This is a genomic window from Balneolaceae bacterium (assembly GCA_034521495.1).
Lineage (GTDB): Bacteria > Bacteroidota > Rhodothermia > Balneolales > Balneolaceae > Rhodohalobacter.
In genome coordinates this window covers 82455-105264 of sequence record JAXHMK010000021.1, presented here as the reverse complement: position 1 = coordinate 105264, position 22810 = coordinate 82455, and the positions used below count along the sequence as shown (strand labels likewise).

The window sequence follows — 22810 nt, the reverse complement described above, 5'->3', positions numbered from 1 at the left end:
ATTGTTTATTCAAAAAATGATTTAGCGTATTCAATTCCATCCACAAGGCGGTCAATATCCTCTTTCGTATTATAGAACGAGATGGATGCCCGTGTTGTTGCCGGCACGTTAAACCGCCGGAGTATAGGCTGTGCACAGTGGTGACCGGTTCTTACGGCAATTCCTCTTTTGTCGAGAATCATCCCGAGATCAGAGGCATGGATATCATCAAAAACAAATGAGATGACAGACGCACGAGTATCAGATTTACCAACAAGCTTCAAACCATCAATTTTTGAAACCTTTTCGAGCGCATAATTAACCAACTCCTGTTCTCGCTGTTCGATCTCCCCCATCCCGATATTTGCAAGATAATCGATTGCAGAACTAAATCCGATCGATGCTGAGATAGGGGGTGTGCCGGCTTCGAACCGAAATGGAACAACATTGTAGGTAGTTTCTTCAAAACTCACTTTATCAATCATATCACCACCTCCCCGGTATGGTGGCATCTCATCAAGCAGATGCTTTTTCCCATACAAAATTCCGAATCCTGTGGGTCCGCACATTTTATGAGCTGAAAACGCATAGAAATCAACATCTAAATCCTGTACATCAATACTCTTATGCGGAACGGCCTGAGCACCATCAACTACACAAACTGCGTCGTGTTCATGAGCAAGTGCTGCAATCTGTTTCACTGGATTTGTGGTTCCAAGCGCATTGGAAACGTGAACGACCGATACAATTTTCGTGCGATCGTTTAAAAGTTCTTTATACGCTTCAAGATCCAAATCACCGGAATCGGTTACCGGAATCACTTTAATCACCGCACCGGTTTCATTGGCCATCATTTGCCAGGGCACAATATTGGCATGGTGTTCCATCTGAGTCAGGATTATTTCATCTCCTTCCGATAGGTTTTGATACCCATAACTGTTTGCAACCAGATTTAAGGAATCCGTTGTACCAGTAGTGTAAATGATCTCAAATTCATTATCTGCATTGATGAGATCCCGTACCTTCCATCGTGCTTCTTCATAAGCATCGGTTGCCTTTTGGCTCAGCGTATGAATGCCACGGTGCACATTGGAGTGTTCATGCCGGTGGTAATGATCAATTCGGTCAGCTACCTGTTTCGGCATCTGGCTGGATGCAGAATTATCAAGATAGACCAATGGATGACCATTCACCTCCTGATGGAGTACAGGAAAATCATCCCTGATCTTGTCGAAATCTACAGCCGGTATGTCTTTTACTGCCTGTGGCATTTTATTTAGAGCTTTTATTAATTCCCCCTTCGAAGGGGGAAAGTGAGCCCGACGGATGTCGGGGGAGCTCGGGGGATGTACACCCCTCGCCTTCGCTACGCTTCGGCACTCCCCTCAAGGGGAGATTCTTCCTATCCTATGCAGAAACCTTCTCTACATTATTCGCTTTCGTATATCGATACACTTCATCAATAAGAAGTTTGTGAACCGAATCTACTTTTACATTTTCGATGGTTTCAAGTGCAAACGCATATGTCAGAACCTCTTTTGCTTTCTCTTCGGTCATACCGCGGCTCTGGAGATAAAAAACCTCATCGGCATCAAACTGACCAATCGTCGCTCCGTGTGAACAGAGAACATCATCTGCAAAAATTTCCAACTGAGGTTTTGTATTTACCAATCCATCTAACGAAAGCAGAAGATTCCTGTTTTCCTGGAATGAATCGATTTTTTGAGCATCACGCCGTACAAAAATCTTTCCATTGAAAATGCTGTGTGCATTGCCGTTAACCACAACTTTATGTAACTGGTGACTTTCAGCATGTGAAAACCGGTGATCCATCACAGAATGCGTATCTGCAATTTGGTCTCCATCGATCAATACAAGTCCGTCGAGTGTAAAATCTACTTCTTCATCTTCCTGAACAACTCGCGGCTCATTTCGTGTCAGTTTTCCGCCAAGTGTGATCGTATAGGCATGATACTCAGAATTTTTCTCCACGTATGCAATTGGCCGGGCAACGTGAATAGCATCTCTGCTATCGCGCTGAATTCGCACATGATGAATATGAGCACCTTGCTTCACCTTCACTTCGGAGACGGGAATTGTCATGTATCGGTTTTCAGAAAGACCGATATGATCTTCAACAATCGTTACATCTGATTCCTCTTCAGCCACAACCAACATTCGCGGTGTGGTGATATACGGTTCCTTCGCATCCGTATAAATATTCAATACCTGTATAGGTGCTTCCGCCTTTGCACCTTTTTCAAGATGAATATAAGCTCCATCCTCAAACATCAGTCCATTGAACGGCACAAACAGATCATCCTCATAATTAACCAGCTTATCCAGGTACTCCTGAACTGATTTCTCTTCAGCATGATCAGAAAGATTTCCTACGGTTACGCCTTTACCCAATCCACCGATTGAAGAATATTTTTCATGGTATCTCCCATTGATAAAAACCAAACGACTTCGGTCGGATTCGGGAATAAAGTATTGTTCGATATCCGTTGCGGGGAGTGTTCCGGCCTCCTCAAGATCTACAAAATCTGTGCGTGTAATTGGCTTGAGATTCGTAAATCTCCACTCCTCAATTTTTTTATGAGGAAACGCAGTTGAATTCAACTGTTCCAGGCTCTTTTCACGCAGACTTTTCCACTTCGTCTCTTCATTTACAGAGACTCCTTGCGCAAGTTGATGTAAAATCGATGATTTTACTTCAGTAGTTACAGCCATTACTTTGCCTCGCCATTTACAGTTGCATGTGCTTCTAACCATTCATAACCTTGCTCTTCAAGAGTTAATGCAAGATCCTTATCGCCAGATTTCACGATTTTTCCGTCAATCATAACATGTACAAAATCAGGGATGATGTAATTTAATAATCGCTGATAATGAGTAATCAATACAACGGCATCATCGTCTCCGTGTAGTTTATTGATTCCATTTGCTACTACTTTCAGCGCGTCGATATCAAGACCGGAATCGGTCTCATCGAGTAGAGCCAAAGCCGGTTCCAGTACTGCCATTTGGAAGATTTCATTCCTTTTTTTCTCACCGCCCGAGAATCCAGTATTCACACTTCGCTCAAGAAAATCAGGATTCATTTCAACCAGATCCAGTTTTTCACGAATGTAATCATCAAACTGAAGTGGATCGAGTTCTTCGCGTCCGCGTGAGGCGGCAATTGTATTATAGGATTCCCGAAGCAATGTTGTGTTCGTAACACCGGGAACTTCTACAGGATATTGGAAAGCGAGAAATACACCTGCATGAGCTCTTTCATCAGGATCCATCTCCAGGATGCTTTCACCGTTAAACAGAATATCACCTTCTGTTACTTCATATTCCGGATGTCCCGAAACAACTTTGGCAAGCGTGCTTTTACCGCTTCCATTCGGGCCCATAATGGCGTGAATTTCACCTTTATTAATTGACAGATTTACGCCTTTGAGGATCTCTTCATCTTCACCCTCAACAACTACATGAATATTTTTAATTTCTAACACTTTAATTTATTTGGTTTTATTTTTGTTTTTTAAATCGTTTGCATATCCGACTTGATAGGGCAAATATATCGTCATTCCGGGCTCGATATCGCGAGGGATCTGCCTAATCGAGTTCAACATCGTAGTGTACACACCCCTGATGGCTTCGCTAAACGCTACACCATCTGTCCCCTCTCGAGAGGGGAGGAAACACCTTACCCAACACTGCCTTCCAATTTAATACCGAGCAGCTTATTTGCTTCTACTGCGAACTCCATCGGCAGCTCTTTGAGCACTTCTTTACAGAACCCGTTTACGATGAGTGAAATAGCATCATCCTCGCTGATTCCTCTCTGTTGCAGGTAGAAAATCTGATCTTCACCTACACGAGAAGTTGTCGCTTCATGTTCAACTTTAGCAGTTGGGTTCGAAGATTCAATGTATGGGAATGTATGTGCACCGCAAGTCTGGCCAATCAACATGGAATCGCATTGTGAGTAGTTCCGTGCTTTATCCGCTTTCTTGCTGATTTTAACCTGTCCGCGGTAACTGTTGTCAGAACGACCGGCTGATATCCCTTTCGAAATAATCGTGCTTTTCGTGTTTTTGCCTATGTGAATCATTTTTGTACCTGTATCAGCCTGCTGCATTTTATTTGTCACAGCAACAGAGAAAAATTCACCCACGGAATTATCACCCTGCAGAAGAACACTTGGATACTTCAGAGTAACTGCAGAACCGGTTTCAAGCTGAGTCCAGGAGATTTTTGAATTATCTCCGCGGCATGCACCTCGTTTCGTTACAAAATTATAAATACCGCCCTTCCCATCTTCATCACCGGCGTACCAGTTTTGAATCGTAGAATATTTTATCTCTGCGTTTTCAAGAGCAACAAGCTCAACAACCGCTGCATGAAGCTGGTGCTCATCATACATTGGAGCAGTACAGCCTTCCAGATAACTCACATGACTGTTATCCTCAGCAATAATGAGTGTCCGTTCAAACTGACCGGAATTCATATTATTGATACGGAAATACGTGGACAGCTCCATCGGACAGATGGTATCTTTTGGTACATAGCAAAAAGATCCGTCTGAAAACACAGCAGAATTCAGAGCTGCATAAAAATTATCGCGAGCAGGAACAACCGATCCCATATATTTCTTCACAAGCTCGGGATGATCCTGAACTGCTTCAGATATCGAGCAAAAGATTACCCCCGCTTCAGCCAGTTTTTCTTTGAACGATGTAAAGATTGAAACACTGTCGAAAACCGCATCTACAGCAACACCGGAAAGCATCTTCTGCTCCTCTAACGGTATTCCAAGTTTCTCATATGTTTCCCGGATCTTTGGATCTACATCATCTAAACTGTTCAGATTAGGTTTCTTTTTTGGAGCAGAATAATATTGAAGATCGTCGAACTTGGGACTTTCGTATGTAGCGTTAAACCAATCTGGTTCCTCCATCTCTGTCCAGGCATGGTATGCCTTTACCCGAAACTCCGTCATCCATTCGGGCTCATCTTTTTTCTTCGAGATCAGACGAACAATATCTTCATTGAGGCCGTTTGGAAAATCCTCATATTCTACATCCGTTGTGAATCCATATTTGTACTCCTCGCCTATCATGGATTCTAAAGCTTTAGTCTCGCTCATAAAATTATTGATCTGAGTGTTTAACTTCTTATTAGTAGATACAACAACTGAAAATTAGTAGTAGTTCGCACTATTTCAGTTACTTTAAACTTGATTATATTTATTTGGAATGAATCAATATAAGCAAAATCGTTTCTGCAATAAAGCTTTATTGATCAACAATTAAGAAAAGACCTACCTATCTGAAATGCCAATTGAAAGAGCTTATCAACGCTATAGAGATCAATGTGAAAAAGCTCGTCTGGAATTACAGAATCATCATAATATCGCACAATTAACAGGTAACCATCAGCTTGTGCTTAATAGTGCCCCAACTGAAACTGCATTTACAATATCGTCGACGGAGCATCCTCTGGAAAGATCCAAATAGGGTTTTGCAAGTCCCTGTAAAATTGGACCCGTAGCAACAGCACCTGCCAGTCGTTCTGTAATCTTGTAGGCAATATTTCCCGCATCAAGATTGGGAAAGATAAATACATTGGCTTTCCCTGCAAGAGGTGAGTCGGGCGCTTTACGGTGTGCAATTTCGGACACATAAGCGGCATCAAACTGAAGTTCCCCATCCATCTTCCAGGTTGTATTCCGTTTTTTGGCTAATTCAAAAGCTTCTTTTACAAGATCAACCCGCTCATGTTTTGCACTTGCTTTCGTTGAAAATGACAAGAAAGCAATTCGCGGCTCAACGCCGGTTAAAAGTTGATGTGTTGTACCGGAATCGAGAGCTATAGAAGCAAGCTGTTCTGAATCCGGATATGGAACAACTCCACAATCTGCATAAGTAAACACCTTCCCATTGGGCATCTCCATCAAAAATGTACTGGATACAATAGACGAGTTGGCTGCCACACCCACGGTTCTTAATGCAGCACGTATTACATCCGGAGTGGATGCTACCGAACCGGCTATTACAGAATCAGCTTCACCCGTTTCAAGCAGCCAACCCGCCGTAAATAACGGATCGTTACAAAGAGCCTGAATCTGTTCTTTTGTCGGATTTTTGTGAGCCAGTTTTTCTTCAAAAAAACGGGTTCTCTCTTGTTCTGAATTGTGATCGTTGGCCGGCAGGATTGAAATTTCATCAGAGACCTTTACATCATGTTTTTCTGCCAGTTCATGGATAAATTGATCGTTTCCAATCAAAACAGGAGTTGCTAAACCGTTCTCCAGGATAATATTTGCAGCGCGTATAACACGAATATCACGCTGAGCCTCGGGCAGAAGTACTCTCTTTCCAAGACTTTTTGCTTTCGATCGTATTGTTGAAATTATGCTCATTTTTTGGCGATAAATTAGCAATTGATTGTTAAGATGGCATGTACTCAAAGAAAATGCCAATGCCAATTGAGTAGGTTGTCTGTTTAAAAATCAAGGCTACTTTACTATCCAGAGCTGTTGTGGATTTATCCCATTTTTGTGATGTAAACTTACGCATATTTTATGTCCTTTTGTCTTGATACAAAAGAACGAAAAAATCAAGGCTGTGAATCCTTGGCGGCGGACACGAGTTCACCGTGGAATCCTTTCAATGGTCCATCTCGCTTATAGCCCTTACATTGCGTTTCTCACCGGTATGAAAGGATTCTTCTCACGGTTCAATCGTTGTCCTTTTTTCCGCCAACTATTCAAGGCCGACCTACACCCATTTTTTCAGTTTCCATTAAAAATATATAAAGTATTGATAATATTTAATATATAGACTATGGAATGCAACTTTCGGGGTAACTTATCAGAGCTGTTTATTTGTAAAAAAGAACTCATGACCATATCTGAAAATTTCATACGCTCATTTCTGATTTTCATGCGGGCTTTTTAAAAATCTGTATCCTTATTAATAACGTAATTCAACCCGAAAATACTGGATTCACGGTGCGAATTATACAATTTATTTTCCTGACTAAAACAGTAAAAGAATTGAGAAAATAGTTAGCACAATTCCCAGCCATTGCAACTTGGTAAACCGATCCTTCCAAAAAATCACTCCAACAAATGTTCCGCCGATGACGGTAAGTACATTTACCAAACTAAAAACAACTGCCCCGTTCATCCGTTCCAGGGCTTCGATCAAAAAAACGGCTGCCAGCATATTTGGAATCCCGATACAGGCACCGATCAAAAAATCCATTTTTTTAAACTGCCACTCTCTTTTATAGAGAACGGTACCTGCTCCCACCAAAAAAGCCGTAAAAAAAATCATTCCCATAAATTCACCTTTTGAAAGGATTTGATTGAATTCAGACTCATAAATTTTAAGAGATCCATCTCCAATTCCTGTAAAAAGAAACAGAATGGGCAGCAGCCAACCGGCATTAAATGATCCTCTGAAAAGGGTCTTTTTGTTAGGCAGTAAAAGGTACAAGATGAGAAATACCAGTATTACTCCAATCCACTGGTTGAGTGTTAACAGCTCCAGGTACCAAATTGTTGAGAGCAAAACCGGAACAATCAGTGAGATTCGCATCGCCGCAATGCTAATGCCAACACCATTCAGATCTACAGATTTGCTGTATATAAAAAAATTGAAGATGAATATAATACCAATCCCAATTGCCAAAAGAATAGGAGTAATCAGCTCTTGCGGTAAAACACCTGAACGATCCTGGCCGCCATACAGCAAAATAGCGGATGGAAAAGCTATCAGGTAGTTGACAGTAATAACCCGAATAGTATTCAGCTTTTTCTGTTCCGTCACCTTGAAAAAGTGAGCAATCAGCACGGACGATATCGAACAGAGAACAATATAGATCCAGCCAGCCATTACTCGGCGATATCTATTGTTAGGTTGCCAAATACCTGGATCTCCTGGGGACGGTCGTGGAGTCGTCTTGAGGTATAATCTACATTATTTTCCAGATGGCGTACAATTTCAGAAAGTTGCGTATTTCTTTGTTTGAGTGCTTCAGCTAAATAGTAACTAAATATATGATGACGCTTGTTCTGCGTATCCCCACCGATAAAAAGAGAGGATTCTTGACCCGGGCGGTGGCTAAATATAACTGCACTATTCGGAATCCTCCTCAACAGATTATCTGAAAAATTTTGAAGTGCTGCCTGATAATCTCTGGAGCCATTCAGCCCATTCGTTGATCCATTTGTAATAAATTCAAGATCGGCAAACAATACAACTGATGACGGATTTATTCTCTCGAAAGAGTTGAATATATCGTATTCGGGTTCAGATTCACCATCCTCAAATTTTTCAGGGTTAAGGTACAGGTTATTTAATTCATCGATAAAAGCCGAGCCCGAGAGATAGACAAATAAGGTTCCTGTAGAATCCATTTCTGATATATTTGAAAACTGATCCATCCCGTTTTCGGTAGAATCTATATCTATTTCAGAAATTTGATCTTCGTCCATTTGAAGTGCATACCTCATATAAAACCGAAACAGATCGTGATCTCGTCCCAAATACTGGCGTGGTTCAGTTTCTTCAGAAAATCCATTTGTGAGGATAATGGCACGATCATTTGGATTATTTTGCTTCAAAACCGGAACTGAATTTTCAACATCCACTTCACCAAAAGGTACTTCTGCAAATTCAAATACATTGGGCGATCCCGAACCAGTTTCCGACATCCATTCAATCACTCCGGCACTTCTGGACACAAATACTTCTGAGCCGCCAAATCTCACACGATACCATTGATCGGAATATTCGCCAATCAGTTCGAGCGAACTACCGTTTCCAATTTCGGTTACAACGTTTAACTCATTCACAGAAGGTGCATTTCGGATGACGGCCACAGGCTCAGTGATCGTCACAAAAGGGGCAAGGAAATCCGTAACAGGAATGCTGTAAGAAGATTCAAAGCCGTTGTAGGCAAGCTCTATTTCAAGTGAGGACTCGGCATCAACTTCGCTGTTAATATATTCAAGAAAAGATACCAGGTTGATATCAAAGCTACCCTCTTCGATCACAATATCCGATTCGGAAAAGACAACTTCCTCCTTGTACAAAATATCGAGGCTGATGTTCATTCCTTCGGCAAACGTATTCGTCTGTGTTGTATCGCTCAATATTTCCGTTCCGCTTCTGCGCTGCAATCGCGTTTCTCCGGTGTAAATGGGATCTCCGGTCGGCTCCATATTTGTGAAAGACAAACCACCCAACACCGCTGCTGCCACATTAAAAGCCACCTGCTGTCCCACGGATACGGAAGAAAGGATCAGGTTGGTATTTCCTGCCGTCATTGCAAATGCAGCACCTGTCATACCCAGCAGCATAAATTGCCACCTGGGCTTATATTTCTGAACAGTTCGTTCCACCAATACTCTCTCTTCGTACTGTTTTTCTACAACGGAATAGGTACCAAAACTCATTACCGGATCTTCCACAGTAGGCCCATCCTCGAGAAGCAGGATATGCTCTTCATTCAGAATTACGGGCTCTGTTTCTGTATTGATGGAATGCTGATCTGTAACCACCCACCGGCTCGATGAACAGGCACTTGTAAGAAACAAGCAGATTAAAAAAAGAAAAGAGCGTTTCATAGCAAACCAGATTTACAGTGAGATAACCCCACCAATCCCAAAAATGTGCCTGAACTTAAATTCATCTTCCATTCCCGGATCCGACAACCAAAACGGAATATCAAACCGAATAACAAAACCTCGTGGTTTCCCGAGATTATCCGGGATATTTAATGATAATGAGAAACCGGTTCCTGCATCTGCCAGCCAACCGTCAGAGGCCGTAGATTCACTCCCAAGTTCCGTTCCTGCATCAAAAAACAGGTACGAGTTAAAGGTTAAAAAATCCGATACATAAGGAATTTTCTGAAAGAGGACTCCAATGGGATTCCAGTAGTCAAACTCGGTATTTACAGCCGTTATCGATTTTGCGAGCGGAACATCGATATCATCCCCGTCGAGACTGGCAAAACCGCTGATCTCATGTTTCGTATATCCTCTGAGGTTAGCACCCCCGGAAACTTGCAGGTGACCGCTATTCATCCACGGCTGTGGAATTGTTCCTTTAGCCCTTGTAATTCCATTTTCCAGCCAGTTTACTGCTGGTTTACTGCTTACCGGGAAACGATATTCGGGATCGGCATGATCGGTAGCAAGGCCGGTGAATGACCGTATACGAAATCCCCAGTTTTCGTTGATCGGGATATTTTGAAGAGCCGTTAATGATAACACAGAATAAGTATCATTCAGGTATTGAAAGCTGCCCGAGGTTTCAACCTGGAACCATCCGAGCGGATTGTCGTCCTGCAAACGAAGCGTGAGTGTTGATAGAAATTTATCATGATCACTCCACAAAAACGGGAATGGCGTGTACTCATCATCAAATCTCTTCTGGTAGGATTGATAAAATCTCAACTCGCGATATCGGCGTTCATCAAATCCTTGCTGCCAGCGCTTGTTCAGTGCAACGCCGTGATTATGATATCCGGTACGGATGGAACTTCGAAGCTGAACACTGGCTTCACTCCCAAAGTCAGACCACGCCGGAATGGGCTCTGTAAATGAAACATAGTAAGATACGGGGAGGTCAGGAAACCATGTTCCCAGCCAAAAACCCGCATCAAGGCGGTGGGGGCCATCGTTAAACGTACCGGGAACTTGTCCTTTCAGCCTGAGCCCAACACGAATTCCATCCACATCATTATACCAGGCATCTGGGGCGGGCAGAAATTCATAACCTGCACTTTGTGCATCAACATTTCTAAAGAAGAAAATGAACGGCAGAGTAAGTACCAGCGATAAAATCAGTTTTGTGATACGAGCCAATCGTCAAGAATTTGATTGGAGGTTACAATGTTATTCAACAGTTTTAGCAAACGTTGTTGTTCCGGCCAAATGATCAGTTCCGTAGCTTCCCTGATATCAAACCACTTTGCTGTGCTATGTTCCTTGTTAAGAGTTATTGAATCAGAAGGATCTATTTCTGCAGCAAACGCAGGAATCAATAAAATTTCGTCCGTATTCCACTCATAAAAATGATTGAGGCTGGGAATTGTCCAAAATGTTGCGGGCTTCAACCCGGTTTCTTCGTTGAGTTCCCGGAGTGCCGCTTCCCAGTGAGCTTCGCCCTCTTCTACTTTCCCCCCGATCATCCGCCACTGACCATCATATTTTTCTCCCTCGGCCCGTTTTAACAACAGAAACTCCAGGCTCTCTTTATTGAATCGATATGGATAGAGATCGATCAGTTTTTTTTTAATCATTCTTCAAAACCTGTTCCTTAAAGTATACCATTGTTTTTTCCAGGCCTTCACGCCGACCTATTTTTGGCTCCCATCCCAACACTTGCTTTGCTTTGGAAATATCCGGCTGCCGTACCTGTGGATCATCCTTTGGAAGTTCCCGGAATTCAATCTCACTATTGCTTCCTGTTACTTCGATAATCTCCTTCGCAAAATCCAGGATTGACACCTCTTCAGGATTCCCAATATTTACGGGTTCCACTTCGTCGCTTTCTGCCAATCGAACAATTCCTTCAATCAGATCATCCACGTAGGTGAAGGAGCGGGTTTGGCTTCCATCCCCAAAAACCGTGAGTGGCTTCCCTCGCAATGCCTGCCGGAAAAACGTTGGCAGAGCACGTCCATCTTTCAGACGCATTCTTGAACCGTAGGTATTAAAAATCCGAACAATTCGTGTGTCAATATCATGGTAACGGTGATAAGCCATTGTCATCGCTTCGGCAAATCGTTTTGCCTCGTCATAAACACCCCGTAAGCCCGTGGGATTGACGTGCCCCCAGTACGTTTCTTTTTGAGGATGTTCAAGCGGATCTCCATACACCTCGCTCGTTGAAGCAAGAAGAAGTTTGGCATCTTTAGCACGTGCAAGCCCCAGTGCCTTATGTGTTCCAAGTGAGCCCACCTTCAGTGTCTGAATGGGCATCTCGAGATAATCAATAGGAGATGCCGGAGAAGCAAAATGCAGAATCAGATCTAACGGCCCATCCACATACAGATAGTTTGTAACATCGTAATTAATAAACTGAAACCTCTCCTGTCCTATAAGATGCGCAATGTTTTTTTCTGAGCCCGTGATCAGATTATCCATACAGATCACATCCCAACCCTCACTGTGATATCGATCACAAAGATGAGATCCCAGAAATCCTGCTCCGCCGGTTATTAGTATTCTTTTATCCACAATATTTATAGTTGAGTTGAAGCAGAACTTATCAAGATTTATCCTGCTATAGATTTACACTGGGTCTTCCCACACTTATATAGGTTAATCCAGCTTCTTTTGCTCTCTCAAGATCATAGAGATTTCGTCCGTCAAAAATAATCGGTTCGTTCATTACCTTGGCAAAACGATCCATTTCCGGTCGTCTGAACTCGTTCCATTCCGTACAGATAATCAGCGCATCCACTCCATCAATCACGCTGTCGCGATCTTCCATGAATTGCATCCTGGAGAGTGTTTCTTCTGAAGAAGCTTCTTTAAATGTTTCAATCGCTTCAGGGTCGTACGCTTTCATAGAAACGCCCATCTTTGCCAATTGTTCTGTAATGTACAAGGAAGGTGCCTCACGAATATCATCGGTTTCCGGTTTGAATGACAGCCCCCAAATTCCCACTGTTTTCCCTTCTAAATCTCCGTTGTAATACAATTTCATTTTGTCAACGATGGAAACTTTTTGGGATTCGTTCACCTTCATCACCGAATCCAGAATCTTGAACTCATACCCATATTCGCCGGCTGTGTGATGGATTGCCTGAACATCTTTAGGAAAACAGCTGCCCCCATAGCCAATTCCGGCAAAGAGAAACCGTTTACCAATTCGGGTATCCGTACCGATGCCGCGCCGAACATTATCAACGTTGGCACCCACTTTTTCACAAACATTGGCAATTTCGTTCATGAAGGTGATTTTTGTGGCGAGCATGGCATTGGCAGCGTATTTAGTCAATTCAGAGCTGCGCTCATCCATAATGATAATGGGATTGCCGCTGCGAACAAATGGCTCATAGAGAGCTGTCATTATGTTGGCAGCTTTCTCACTTTGGGTACCCACAACAACCCGTTCGGGCTTCATAAAATCTTCCACTGCGGCACCTTCACGGAGAAATTCGGGATTGGATACAACATCAAATTCGGCCTCTGTCCTGGATGCAATTCTTTCGCTTACTTTATCAGCCGTTCCAACCGGTACGGTGCTCTTGTTAACAATCACTCTGTAGTCTGGGTATTTGTTGAAAAGATCTCCCAGTTCGTCGGCTACATCCAATACAAAACTTAAATCAGCCTGCCCGTTTGCACCCGGAGGAGTAGGCAGGCATAGAAAAATAATTTCTGATTCTTTGAAAGTGTCTTCCAGGTTGGTTGTAAAATGGAGCCTTTTTTCCCGAATAGCCCGATCGAATACGCGGTTAAGACCCGGTTCATAGATCGGTACCTCACCGTTTTGCATCTGCTCAACTTTCTTTTCATCTATATCAACACAGATTACATCGTTGCCGCTATCTGCAAAACATGTGCCGCTTACCAGGCCAACATAACCGGTACCAATCACTCCAATTTTCATTTTTTAACGCTCAATATTTTTTATTTCCAGTTCTAACTTTCCAGCGGGGACATCTACGGTTACTTCATCCCCGATTTCTGTACCCAGTATGGCCTGGCCAATCGGTGAGTCCACGGAAATTTTACCCTGTTTGAAATCAGCTTCATCTTTTGAAACCAAGGTATACTTCATCTCCTTGTCAGTCTTTTTATTGTGAATAGTAATAGTAGACAAGAGATATGCCTTAGATGTATCGATATCATCTTTTTCGATGATCTTTGATGTTGCAAGAGTATTTTCGAGCTTTGCAATCTTCGTTTCCAGATGTCCCTGAGCTTCTTTAGCAGCATCATATTCCGCATTTTCACTCAGATCACCTTTTGCCCGAGCTTCCGCAATTTCCTCGGCAATCTCTTTTCTTCCTCGTGTTTTTAAATCTCTTAATTCCTTATCTAACTTCTCGTACCCTTCTTTAGATAGATAATTTTTTTTCATAATAGTTGATATTGGTTCTCTTTTAAAATAAAAATAGCAGTACAGTAACTGCTATTTTTAATTCCTATTTTTGACTCTGATTCAGATTTATAAAAATATGATGATATGCGGTGTTTCCCAACCCCTTTTTTTACATAAAAAAGAAGTAACCCCGAACTATTTTTGCTGTCGTTCCGGGTTTCGTACGTGTTTAGCGGGTCGAATCAATCAACCTGACAGCACCAACGGATCTGTCAGCGTTGTAAACCAACGATAATTCCCCTTGACGCTGACAGGAGACTCGGAAAAGCACCGGGCCACGCTGTCAGGTGTGTCGTTTCGGGCTTCAACCTGGAACCTCCATACCGTTGACCTATCACGGTTGGTATCTTTGGAGATGCTGAATCGAGCCTGCCACGGGAATGCAGGGTCCAGCATGACGGTATTGAAGTTGGCAGCCCAACGACTCCTTTCCTCTACTTAGTAACGCCCTGGTCTTCTATTGAATTTACCGTCAAATGAATATTTACCTGCTCCTGTTAAAAACAGAACAATAAACATTGTTAAAAACAGTGCCCCTTTCTCTTTATCTCCAAAGGGGTCATCGGCATGAGCCACGAAAACCACAACGATAAAATTAATAACCAGGGGAATAAGTGCCACTCTTGTCCATAATCCGATAAGTACAAAGAAAGCACAAATAGCTTCAGCAAATGTTACCAGAAACAGTGAAACGGCAGGTCCTATCCCAAGCGGATCACCAAATCCAAAATTTCCCTCTAAAATTCTCAACAGTTTTGGAATTCCATGGGTCATAACCAAGCATGCAGCTCCGATCCTCAGAAGCATTATGGCTACATCGGGACTTATAATTTCATTCAAACGGGGTGAGTTCAGTTTTTTGAACATAACGAAAAATATTGCTGTATCAGTTGAAAATTCTGTCTGTTTATTATCTGATATTTAATCTTCGTGAATGAGCTTCTCATCGGCTTGAAATGGAGATGGACGTCTGAATTTCACGTCATTTGCACCGTTTTCTTCAAAAATATTGAACATCTGTTCCCTCATCGCTTGAATTTTCTCCTGGTGTTCGGGGGCATTAATCAGGTTATGCATTTCATTGGGATCGGTCTCAAGATCATAGAATTCATTTTTATCCCACACTCCGTGATAGTAGATGTACTTGTAGCGGTCACCACGAATTGCATACGTTGTAGGTGTGTGCGGAAATGAGTGCTCCCAAAAATATTGGTAAACAAATGTTGAGCGCCAGTCATTGACAGTCTCACCGGCTAATAATGGCAGAAATGATTGACCGTCAACTGTATGACCGTCAGGCATCGACCCTCCAGCTATGTCGAGAAACGTTGGGGTCATATCAATATTCATGATATTCTCCTCAATTACAGTTCCCGGTTCAATAAATCCAGGTGCCCATGCCAATAGTGGAACTCGCATTGATTCTTCATACGCCTGACGCTTATCAATCAGACCATGTTCACCGAGCATAAATCCGTTGTCTCCCATGTAGATGACCAAAGTCTCTTCAGCCAGCCCCTGCTCTTCCAGGTACTCCATAACACGCGCAACACTTTCATCTACAGCCAGAAGAGATTCGCTGTAACGGGTAATAATTTCGTCCAGATCCTGGGGATGATCGTCCCTGTTGTGATACATATAATCCACACCGTGCCAGCTATAACGCTGTTCGCGAACCCAGTCGGGCTTGCCTTCGTAGTTGCTTTCAATATTTTTCATCGACTGAGGCTTCGGGATATATGCATCGGCGTACTCCCCTTCATGTCGCTGAGAAGGTTCAAATTCGGCATGGACCGCTTTGTGAGACAGATAGGCAAAAAACGGTTTGTCACGGTCAACCTCATCCAACCAGTTGATCGTATAGTCAGTCAAAATATCTGTGATATATCCCTCATAATCATCTCGTTCTCCATCGATATTCAACGTGGGATTATAATAGACCCCCTGTCCACGAAAGCTCACCCATCGGTCAAAACCTGGTTTGGGATTGTCATGATCAGCACCAATATGCCATTTTCCAAAATATCCCGTCTGATAACCGGCCCGCTGAAGTGCCTCACCAATCATGGGAGTCCCTTCCGGCATAATATTGTGATTGTCCACTACGCTGTGACGAAACGGATACTGACCTGTAAGAATAGAAGCCCGGCTCGGCGAACAAAGTGATGTACTCACAAAAGCGTTGGCAAGATGTGCACCCTCTTCAGCCATTCGATCCATTGCAGGTGTTTCAAGAAAATCGGGTCCATCGGGATGAAAGCCCATGTAATCATACCGGTGATCATCGGCCAGGATAAAAACAATATTTTTTTGTGTTTGTTGAGCAAAACTAAGAGAACTACATATCATCAAAAAAGAGAGGAGAAATGCGAGAGATGAAAGACGTTTCATACTGGATCAGTTTATTTAATGTTTAACTGTGAGACAATAATAGAGGATTTAAGTTTCTATTTCTTCTTGAAATTGTAAAAAAAGTGGAAAGACACTGAAACGCTTGATGCTTATTTGGACCAAGCCACCTTCAAGCGTCCGCAGGTCCTTCCCCAACGGATTCGCTTTGCGAGAAGCGTGGCGGGTTTACAAGCAAGAACAATGCAATCGCGACATCTATCCACAACGCCCCAACGCTTCAAGGAACTCCGCTCCGCTTCGTACGCTTGAAGGTTGTTTAATCACAAACTCCTTACTCCATATGATCCTTAATGCTGAACTGCTCGTTATCAAGCGGACGAATCCAGATATTTCGATAGCTTACTTTTGAATTGTGATCTTGCAACTGAATCGGTGCTTTTCCGTGAGCTTCATATTCCGGATAACCTATATATGGTGTATGACCGTAAATTTCCGTGTTATTTTGCACAACCACTCCATTCCAGATCACCGTAATTCGCGCCGGCTCTTTTAGTGATCCGTCATTATTAAACCGGGGAGCTTTGTAGGAGATGTTATACGATTCCCATTCACCCGGTTTTTTGGCTGGATTTACCAGCGGAGAGGTTTGTTTGTAGATACTCCCGGCCATCCCGTTAATGTAGGTGGGATTATTCCAGGCATCCAGTACCTGCAGCTCATAGCGGCTCTGCAGAAAAATTCCACTGTTTCCGCGATCCTGTCCTTTATGCTCCATATTCATGGGAGACCGCCATTCTATATAGAGTTGTACATCGCCAAATGACTCTTTGGTTTCAATACCACCTGTTCCGGGAACAACTGTCAAAGCTCCATCATCTTCTATTTCCCACCCTACGTCTCCACCACCATTCATTGATTGCCAATGATCGGTATCAGTGCCGTCAAATAGAATGATTGCATCTGAAGGTGCGTCGATAAAAATGTCATCTCCCGCTTCAACTTTTTCTACTTCGGGTTCATAAAATTCCGTGTCTGCGGGTTCCATCTCCTGTTGATCTTGAGCGCAGGATACAGTTAAAAATCCAAAAAAAAGAAGTAAAGTGATAAGAGAGGTAAGCGTGGGATTTAGTATGGTATTCATAGGATGATTCGTTTTTAAGTGTTTGCTTCAGTGAATGGATGTGGCTAAAGCCACTTATGTTAAGATGGCCTTGTGAGCCCGTCAGCTAAAGCTGACGGTAATAGATACTTATCTATTGCAGTTGGCTTTAGCCAACTGAAAGAAAGTCCATACCATCTGTTGGACTTTAGTCCCATTCCACCATTCATGTTAAAAACATTTCTGAAGATCGAATTATAATGTTTTATCTACAGTTTGTCAGGGTTCTCATATGTTTAATCAGTCTCCTAAATTCTTTGAAAGCTTTCTGAAAAACATGGCAATGACAGAAAATCCAAAGTTTCCTTATACACTCGGAAATGTCCACGGATTTCGGTAATCCGGTTTGATGATATCCGAATATTCATGCTCGTCAATCAGCTTGCCGGTGTTGTAAAATTTAAGTGTATCTCCTGTCAAATAAGAGAGATTCCCGAGGTGACCGTACATGGCAGCCATGTGCCCCGCCTCAATAGGTGCCGCTGCGGTTTGATTTCCGCGAATACTTTCAATGAAATTATTCGCATGTACATCGTGATAAGAGCTATCTCCCTCCTCGGAAACTCTTTCAACAAGGGGTTGATCATCTTCACCTTCAACCGGGATAATTTCCCAGCTTTCACGATTCACCACAAGCGTGCCTTTATTGCCCACAAAAGCAATTCCATAGTGGCGGTTGTACGGTCCCATTTCCAATCCGCCGGTGTGTTTCCACTCCATATTAAAATCATCGAAAGCGTAGGTCGTGGTCTGTGTATCGGCCACTTCAATGGCACGATCCATTCCGGAAAATATACCACCTATTGAGTGAACGGAGTTTGGCATTCCGTCAACTTCCATCGCCCAAAGTGCAATATCCAGGAGGTGAACACCCCAGTCTGTCTGAACGCCGCCTCCATACGGCCAGAAAAATCTCCATGAACCGTGATATCGGTTTTGGTTGAAAGGGACGATCCGGTGCGGGACCCAACCACATATCGTAATCCACACCATCCGGAACAGGGCTGTCTTCAACCGGATTCGCTCCGACTCCATATCCAAAATTTCCCCAGAGATCTACCTGCCGAATTTTTCCAAGATGCCCGGATTGAACAAGATCAACCACGTGCTGCCAGTGGGCGCCGCTTCTCTGCTGCTGTCCCACCTGGACAACGTGTCCATAATAGTTCGCAGCTTTCTTCATTACATTAATTTCCGCGATGGAGTTGGCCAGTGGTTTTTCAACATACACATGCTTGCCGGCCTCCAGCGCATGAACCGTTTGCAGGCAATGCCAGTGATCGGGTGTGCCGATAATGACAGCATCCAGATCAGGATTCTCAAGAAGTTCACGGTAGTCACCGTATAGTTGCGGAGCCGATCCGGTCATCTCCTCGACATCAGAAGCCCGATCCTCCAAAACATTTTGATCCACATCACACAAGCCGATGCAATTTACACCTTCAACATTCAGAGCATTGGTCAGGTCACCAAAACCCATTGATCGGCAGCCGATCAGGGCCACGTTCACCGTATCAGATGGAGCTACAGTTAGATTTTTCAGTCCTGCTAACGGAGCAATACTCGCCCCTGCAAGAGCACTTCCGGATGTTTTTATGAATTGACGTCTTGTGAATTGGGTCATGGTCGTAAAGTTTTTAGGTTGAACAAAAATGTTATTGTTACGACTCTAACTATAAATGATTTTTTGAAGTGATGAAAGCGGTTTTTTAGAGAATTTCACATTTTTTGGAAAATATAAATTTGAGACAATTACTTTTATTATCGAAAGATCTGAGAAATCATAAACTGAACCTCAGCTTCTCCTTCATCAAGAATCGTTGTAAATAAAAGATTACCTTCGCTGTCTGTTTGCTCTGTCGTTACTTGGTCCCCATCTATTTTTAATTCATAATTGGTATCAGGTGCAAGATCTTTTAATTCCCATTGTACCTGCGTTTTTACCTGCCCTGAATGACCAAAATATGTAGATGGAACCACTATACTTCCTTGGACAAGTATTTCCGAATCCGGTTTCCATGATTTCAAAATAACGTCGATTTGCTGTGAAGCATGAATTTCGATCCCATCTGCTCGAGGAATTTCGAATGGAAAACTGTGATACTTATATCCACCGCCTGGCAGTACGGTTGTTTTCACTCCCGGAAATAGTCCATCATAATGTCCGGCAAGTACTACTCGTTCGCCGCCATGATACAACCAACCGGGAATATTGTTATCCCAGGTATTGCGAGCCTGGTAGTAGATAGGCATCTGCCGGTCATCTTTAATTTTTCCATGCTCATCAGTTAAGAACGAAAGATAGGTCACTCCCGCATCCTGCCAGTCATCCAGGCCCACCTTCGATGTCTCCATGACCTGACGAAATGGGCCAAAATTTACACCATCACTTGAAACCGCCTGGCTCACTCCTGCAAAACCACCCGACGTGTATAAATGAAATTCCTCTGTCCGTTCCACATAGGTAGCCGCAATATGTCGATGAACACCCATCGGTATGGTATTGCGATGCTCCCACTCAACCCCATCCGATGATGTATGAATACCGACATTCACATTATCGCGGATTGCATACAGATAATAGGTTTCATTGACGTAGAGAACGACAGCATCCTTTGTATAGGTCTCGTCAATCACCAGCCCATGTTTATCCCAGTTTATTCCGTCTTCACTGGTGGCATAAGCGGTATACCACGAATCCGGGGCATTCACTGCATACCATGCCCGATATAATCCATCTACATACAACACACTTATCTTCTCGGCGCTGGAATATTGATCAGGATCGTATGTAAATACCGGAGGATTATCGTATTTATTCCAATGGAGTCCATCATCACTTTCGGCAAATCCATATCCCCTGCCACGTTCAATATTATCCCGCATTCGATACCACATCAGGTAACGATCCCCTTTCTTCATGGTGGTCTGGCCTCCCACCCAATTCCCCTGATCCTGAGTGATTTCAGGAAGCCGCGGCAGCGTTACAAATTGCGGGGAACGGGTCCACTGTCCCGACGCCATTCGAAATGGTGCCGACTCCACAGATACATTATCAAAATCTAAAATCGCTTTACTACCTGAACCTGTTCGTACAACAATTCCAATCGCTTCTGGTACTACACTGCTGTATCCGTCAAGTTCAGCCATGATTTCACCGCTCTGAATATCTTCAATCGTTGCACTGATATCCTCTTTTCCGCTTCGGCTGATCGTTAACCGTAAAACATTTCCAGACTCCGCCTCAATGACAGATGCCTGATGGCTCAAATCTTCAAGAGAAGCCTCAAACCGGCCATCGTCGTTACGAGGCGTTAAGCGAACACCCGTATAGCGGTCATAGGATTCCAGCAGCCGTAAACCCACTGACCAGTCGGTATCGTCAGCCTCCACCCGAAAATCGATGCTAACCTTCGCCGGCAGTGCCAGGTAAAACGCATTACTGACTTTCACCCACTCGTGTTCCTGTCCGTCGGCCTGCCACCGAAGTGAATAATTTCCTGATATGGGGTTACTGTCGTTTATAGTAAACTGAGGGCGGATCCACTCGTCAGAATCTCCGATATAATGAGGACGAAAATTTCGCCAGTCACCGGTTTCAAACCCATCTTCATTCTGAGGCAACAATCCTGAGTTTTGAGCATGACTGATAGTCGAAACCAAGAGTATTATTGATGCAGTGAGAAGGAAATTGACACTAAACCAACCAATACATTTCAAAAATTTATTCATTTTTAAATCCCTATTCATTCACGATCTCTTCAATTAATTGTTGGTTAAGATTTGTCAGCTCTTTTACGATATCCGGATATTGTTCAGCAAAATTGACCATCTCTGTTTTATCTTTTTCCAGATTGGACAGAAACAACTTGTCGCTTTCTGTCAACTCTCCTTTATCACTTGTATCTCTCGGATTACCAATTAATTTCCAGGGGCCTTTTCGTACAGCCCATTGATCATTTTCGCTCATTCCTTCAGACCAGTACAGAACATCATGCGGGGATTCAGATTCATCGGATAACAGAACCGGCAATAAGTTTTCCCCATCCAGTTTCACCCTTGGGAGATCTGCTCCCGTGATCTCTGCAATTGTTGGCAGCCAGTCTGTACCATGGGCTATTTGATCCCGCACAACACCTTCAGGTAGTGTTCCCGGCATCGAAGCAATAGCGGGAACGCGAATACCCCCTTCAAAAAAACTGAATTTTGCGCCCCGGTAATCCCCGGCATTGCCGCCGCCGTAGCCTGCCCGTGCTTCGGTTGAATGTCCATGGTCTGACTGGAAAATAATCAATGTATTGTCTCGGATACCCAACTCATCCACTTTTTCGACAATGCGGCCGATCTGTTCATCGGTTGTAGATACGGAGGCAGCATAGGATCGTCTCGGTTCTTCCAAATCTTTGTAGTGTTCCATATAGTGATCGTAGGGATGCAATGGATAGTGAGGCAACCCAAAAGCCAGATATAAAAAGAAAGGCTGATCGTGTTCGGCCTCCATAATATCAATCGATTCCCGTACGATTAAATCACCAATGTGGGTGCCTGCTTCCCATATTTCCTCTCCATTTCGGTGCAGGTCATGCCATCTCGGGGGCTTTCCCCATGGAGCCTGGCCATAGTTGAAGTGCGACCATTGATCGACGACTCCCCCTAAAAATCCAAAACTGTAATCAAACCCCTGTCCGTTTGGGCCGGGTGATGTCCCCAAGTGCCACTTTCCGATTTGTGCTGTTTTGTAGCCGGCCTCCTGAAGCATCTCAGCAATGGTCACCTCTTCCTGTGGCAGGCTGTTTCCATCTCCAAACATGGTGGGATGTGATTCAGCATTTCCCGTCAGACCCACACGCAGTGGATAGCGGCCTGTTAACAACCCAACCCGGGATGGTGTACAAACGGCTGCCGCGGCATAAAACTGAGTAAATTTAACACCCCGATCGGCAAGGGCATCCATGTTTGGTGTATGCAGATCATTCGAACCGTAAGAGTTGACATCCAGCGTGCCATGATCGTCCGTAAACAGAATGATCACATTTGGTGGTGATTGATTATACTGCGCATCAACAAGATCAACTGTCAGAATTATTCCAAGGATGAGTACCGTTATATAAGTAGAGATTCTTTTAAACAGAAGGAGTAAGCCGTTTATGAATTGAAGTACAATGAATTTATTCAAGTGCTTTAATTT

The 22810-nt window shown here is 43.4% G+C and carries 20 protein-coding genes; all 20 read right to left on the bottom strand.

Features of this window, described 5'->3' with window-relative positions; all coding sequences use genetic code 11:
- Positions 1–5: 5 nt before the first annotated feature.
- Positions 6–1250, bottom strand: a complete 1245-nt coding sequence (locus U5K72_18605) for a cysteine desulfurase (protein ID MDZ7720837.1) — start codon at positions 1248–1250, stop codon at positions 6–8.
- Positions 1251–1386: 136 nt separating this feature from the next.
- On the bottom strand, positions 1387–2712 hold the full coding sequence (gene sufD / locus U5K72_18600; GenBank protein MDZ7720836.1) for a Fe-S cluster assembly protein SufD: 1326 nt from the start codon (positions 2710–2712) through the stop codon (positions 1387–1389).
- Positions 2712–3485, bottom strand: coding sequence for a Fe-S cluster assembly ATPase SufC (gene sufC, locus U5K72_18595; GenBank protein ID MDZ7720835.1), 774 nt, complete (start codon positions 3483–3485; stop codon positions 2712–2714). The genes sufD and sufC overlap by 1 nt, the downstream gene beginning before the upstream one ends.
- A gap of 194 nt (positions 3486–3679) precedes the next feature.
- Entirely contained in the window at positions 3680–5122 is a 1443-nt protein-coding gene (sufB, locus tag U5K72_18590) for a Fe-S cluster assembly protein SufB (GenBank protein MDZ7720834.1), read from the bottom strand.
- 288 nt (positions 5123–5410) lie between these two features.
- A complete protein-coding gene (locus U5K72_18585) occupies positions 5411–6397 on the bottom strand; it encodes a phosphotransacetylase (GenBank protein ID MDZ7720833.1) in 987 nt (328 codons plus the stop codon).
- Between the two features lie 28 nt (positions 6398–6425).
- Positions 6426–6554: a hypothetical protein gene (locus tag U5K72_18580; protein ID MDZ7720832.1), complete on the bottom strand. Its 129-nt coding sequence runs from the start codon at positions 6552–6554 to the stop codon at positions 6426–6428.
- Positions 6555–7016: 462 nt separating this feature from the next.
- Positions 7017–7877, bottom strand: coding sequence for an EamA family transporter (locus U5K72_18575; GenBank protein MDZ7720831.1), 861 nt, complete (start codon positions 7875–7877; stop codon positions 7017–7019).
- Positions 7877–9613: an SH3 domain-containing protein gene (locus U5K72_18570; GenBank protein ID MDZ7720830.1), complete on the bottom strand. Its 1737-nt coding sequence runs from the start codon at positions 9611–9613 to the stop codon at positions 7877–7879. Before U5K72_18570 ends, U5K72_18575 begins: the two co-directional genes overlap by 1 nt.
- 12 nt (positions 9614–9625) lie before the next feature.
- A complete protein-coding gene (locus U5K72_18565; GenBank protein ID MDZ7720829.1) occupies positions 9626–10858 on the bottom strand; it encodes a hypothetical protein in 1233 nt (410 codons plus the stop codon).
- Entirely contained in the window at positions 10837–11295 is a 459-nt protein-coding gene (locus U5K72_18560) for an NUDIX pyrophosphatase (GenBank protein ID MDZ7720828.1), read from the bottom strand. Before U5K72_18560 ends, U5K72_18565 begins: the two co-directional genes overlap by 22 nt.
- A complete protein-coding gene (locus U5K72_18555) occupies positions 11288–12235 on the bottom strand; it encodes a UDP-glucuronic acid decarboxylase family protein (GenBank protein MDZ7720827.1) in 948 nt (315 codons plus the stop codon). The genes U5K72_18560 and U5K72_18555 overlap by 8 nt, the downstream gene beginning before the upstream one ends.
- A gap of 46 nt (positions 12236–12281) precedes the next feature.
- Positions 12282–13616: a UDP-glucose/GDP-mannose dehydrogenase family protein gene (locus U5K72_18550; protein ID MDZ7720826.1), complete on the bottom strand. Its 1335-nt coding sequence runs from the start codon at positions 13614–13616 to the stop codon at positions 12282–12284.
- A 3-nt stretch (positions 13617–13619) separates the two neighbouring features.
- Positions 13620–14090, bottom strand: a complete 471-nt coding sequence (greA, locus tag U5K72_18545; GenBank protein ID MDZ7720825.1) for a transcription elongation factor GreA — start codon at positions 14088–14090, stop codon at positions 13620–13622.
- A gap of 459 nt (positions 14091–14549) precedes the next feature.
- Complete coding sequence (locus tag U5K72_18540) at positions 14550–14978, bottom strand: DoxX family protein (protein ID MDZ7720824.1); 429 nt, start codon at positions 14976–14978, stop codon at positions 14550–14552.
- Positions 14979–15032: 54 nt separating this feature from the next.
- Entirely contained in the window at positions 15033–16502 is a 1470-nt protein-coding gene (locus tag U5K72_18535; GenBank protein ID MDZ7720823.1) for a sulfatase, read from the bottom strand.
- Between the two features lie 292 nt (positions 16503–16794).
- Positions 16795–17604 carry a DUF1080 domain-containing protein gene (locus U5K72_18530; protein MDZ7720822.1) on the bottom strand — a complete coding sequence of 270 codons (810 nt, stop codon included), beginning with the start codon at positions 17602–17604 and terminating at the stop codon, positions 16795–16797.
- Positions 17605–17928: 324 nt separating this feature from the next.
- Entirely contained in the window at positions 17929–18462 is a 534-nt protein-coding gene (locus U5K72_18525) for a hypothetical protein (GenBank protein ID MDZ7720821.1), read from the bottom strand.
- On the bottom strand, positions 18452–19246 hold the full coding sequence (locus U5K72_18520) for a Gfo/Idh/MocA family oxidoreductase (GenBank protein ID MDZ7720820.1): 795 nt from the start codon (positions 19244–19246) through the stop codon (positions 18452–18454). Before U5K72_18520 ends, U5K72_18525 begins: the two co-directional genes overlap by 11 nt.
- A gap of 137 nt (positions 19247–19383) precedes the next feature.
- Positions 19384–21354 (bottom strand): hypothetical protein, encoded by a 1971-nt coding sequence (locus U5K72_18515; protein MDZ7720819.1) that lies wholly within the window; start codon positions 21352–21354, stop codon positions 19384–19386.
- 10 nt (positions 21355–21364) lie between these two features.
- Positions 21365–22798, bottom strand: coding sequence for a sulfatase-like hydrolase/transferase (locus U5K72_18510; GenBank protein MDZ7720818.1), 1434 nt, complete (start codon positions 22796–22798; stop codon positions 21365–21367).
- Positions 22799–22810: the final 12 nt, after the last annotated feature.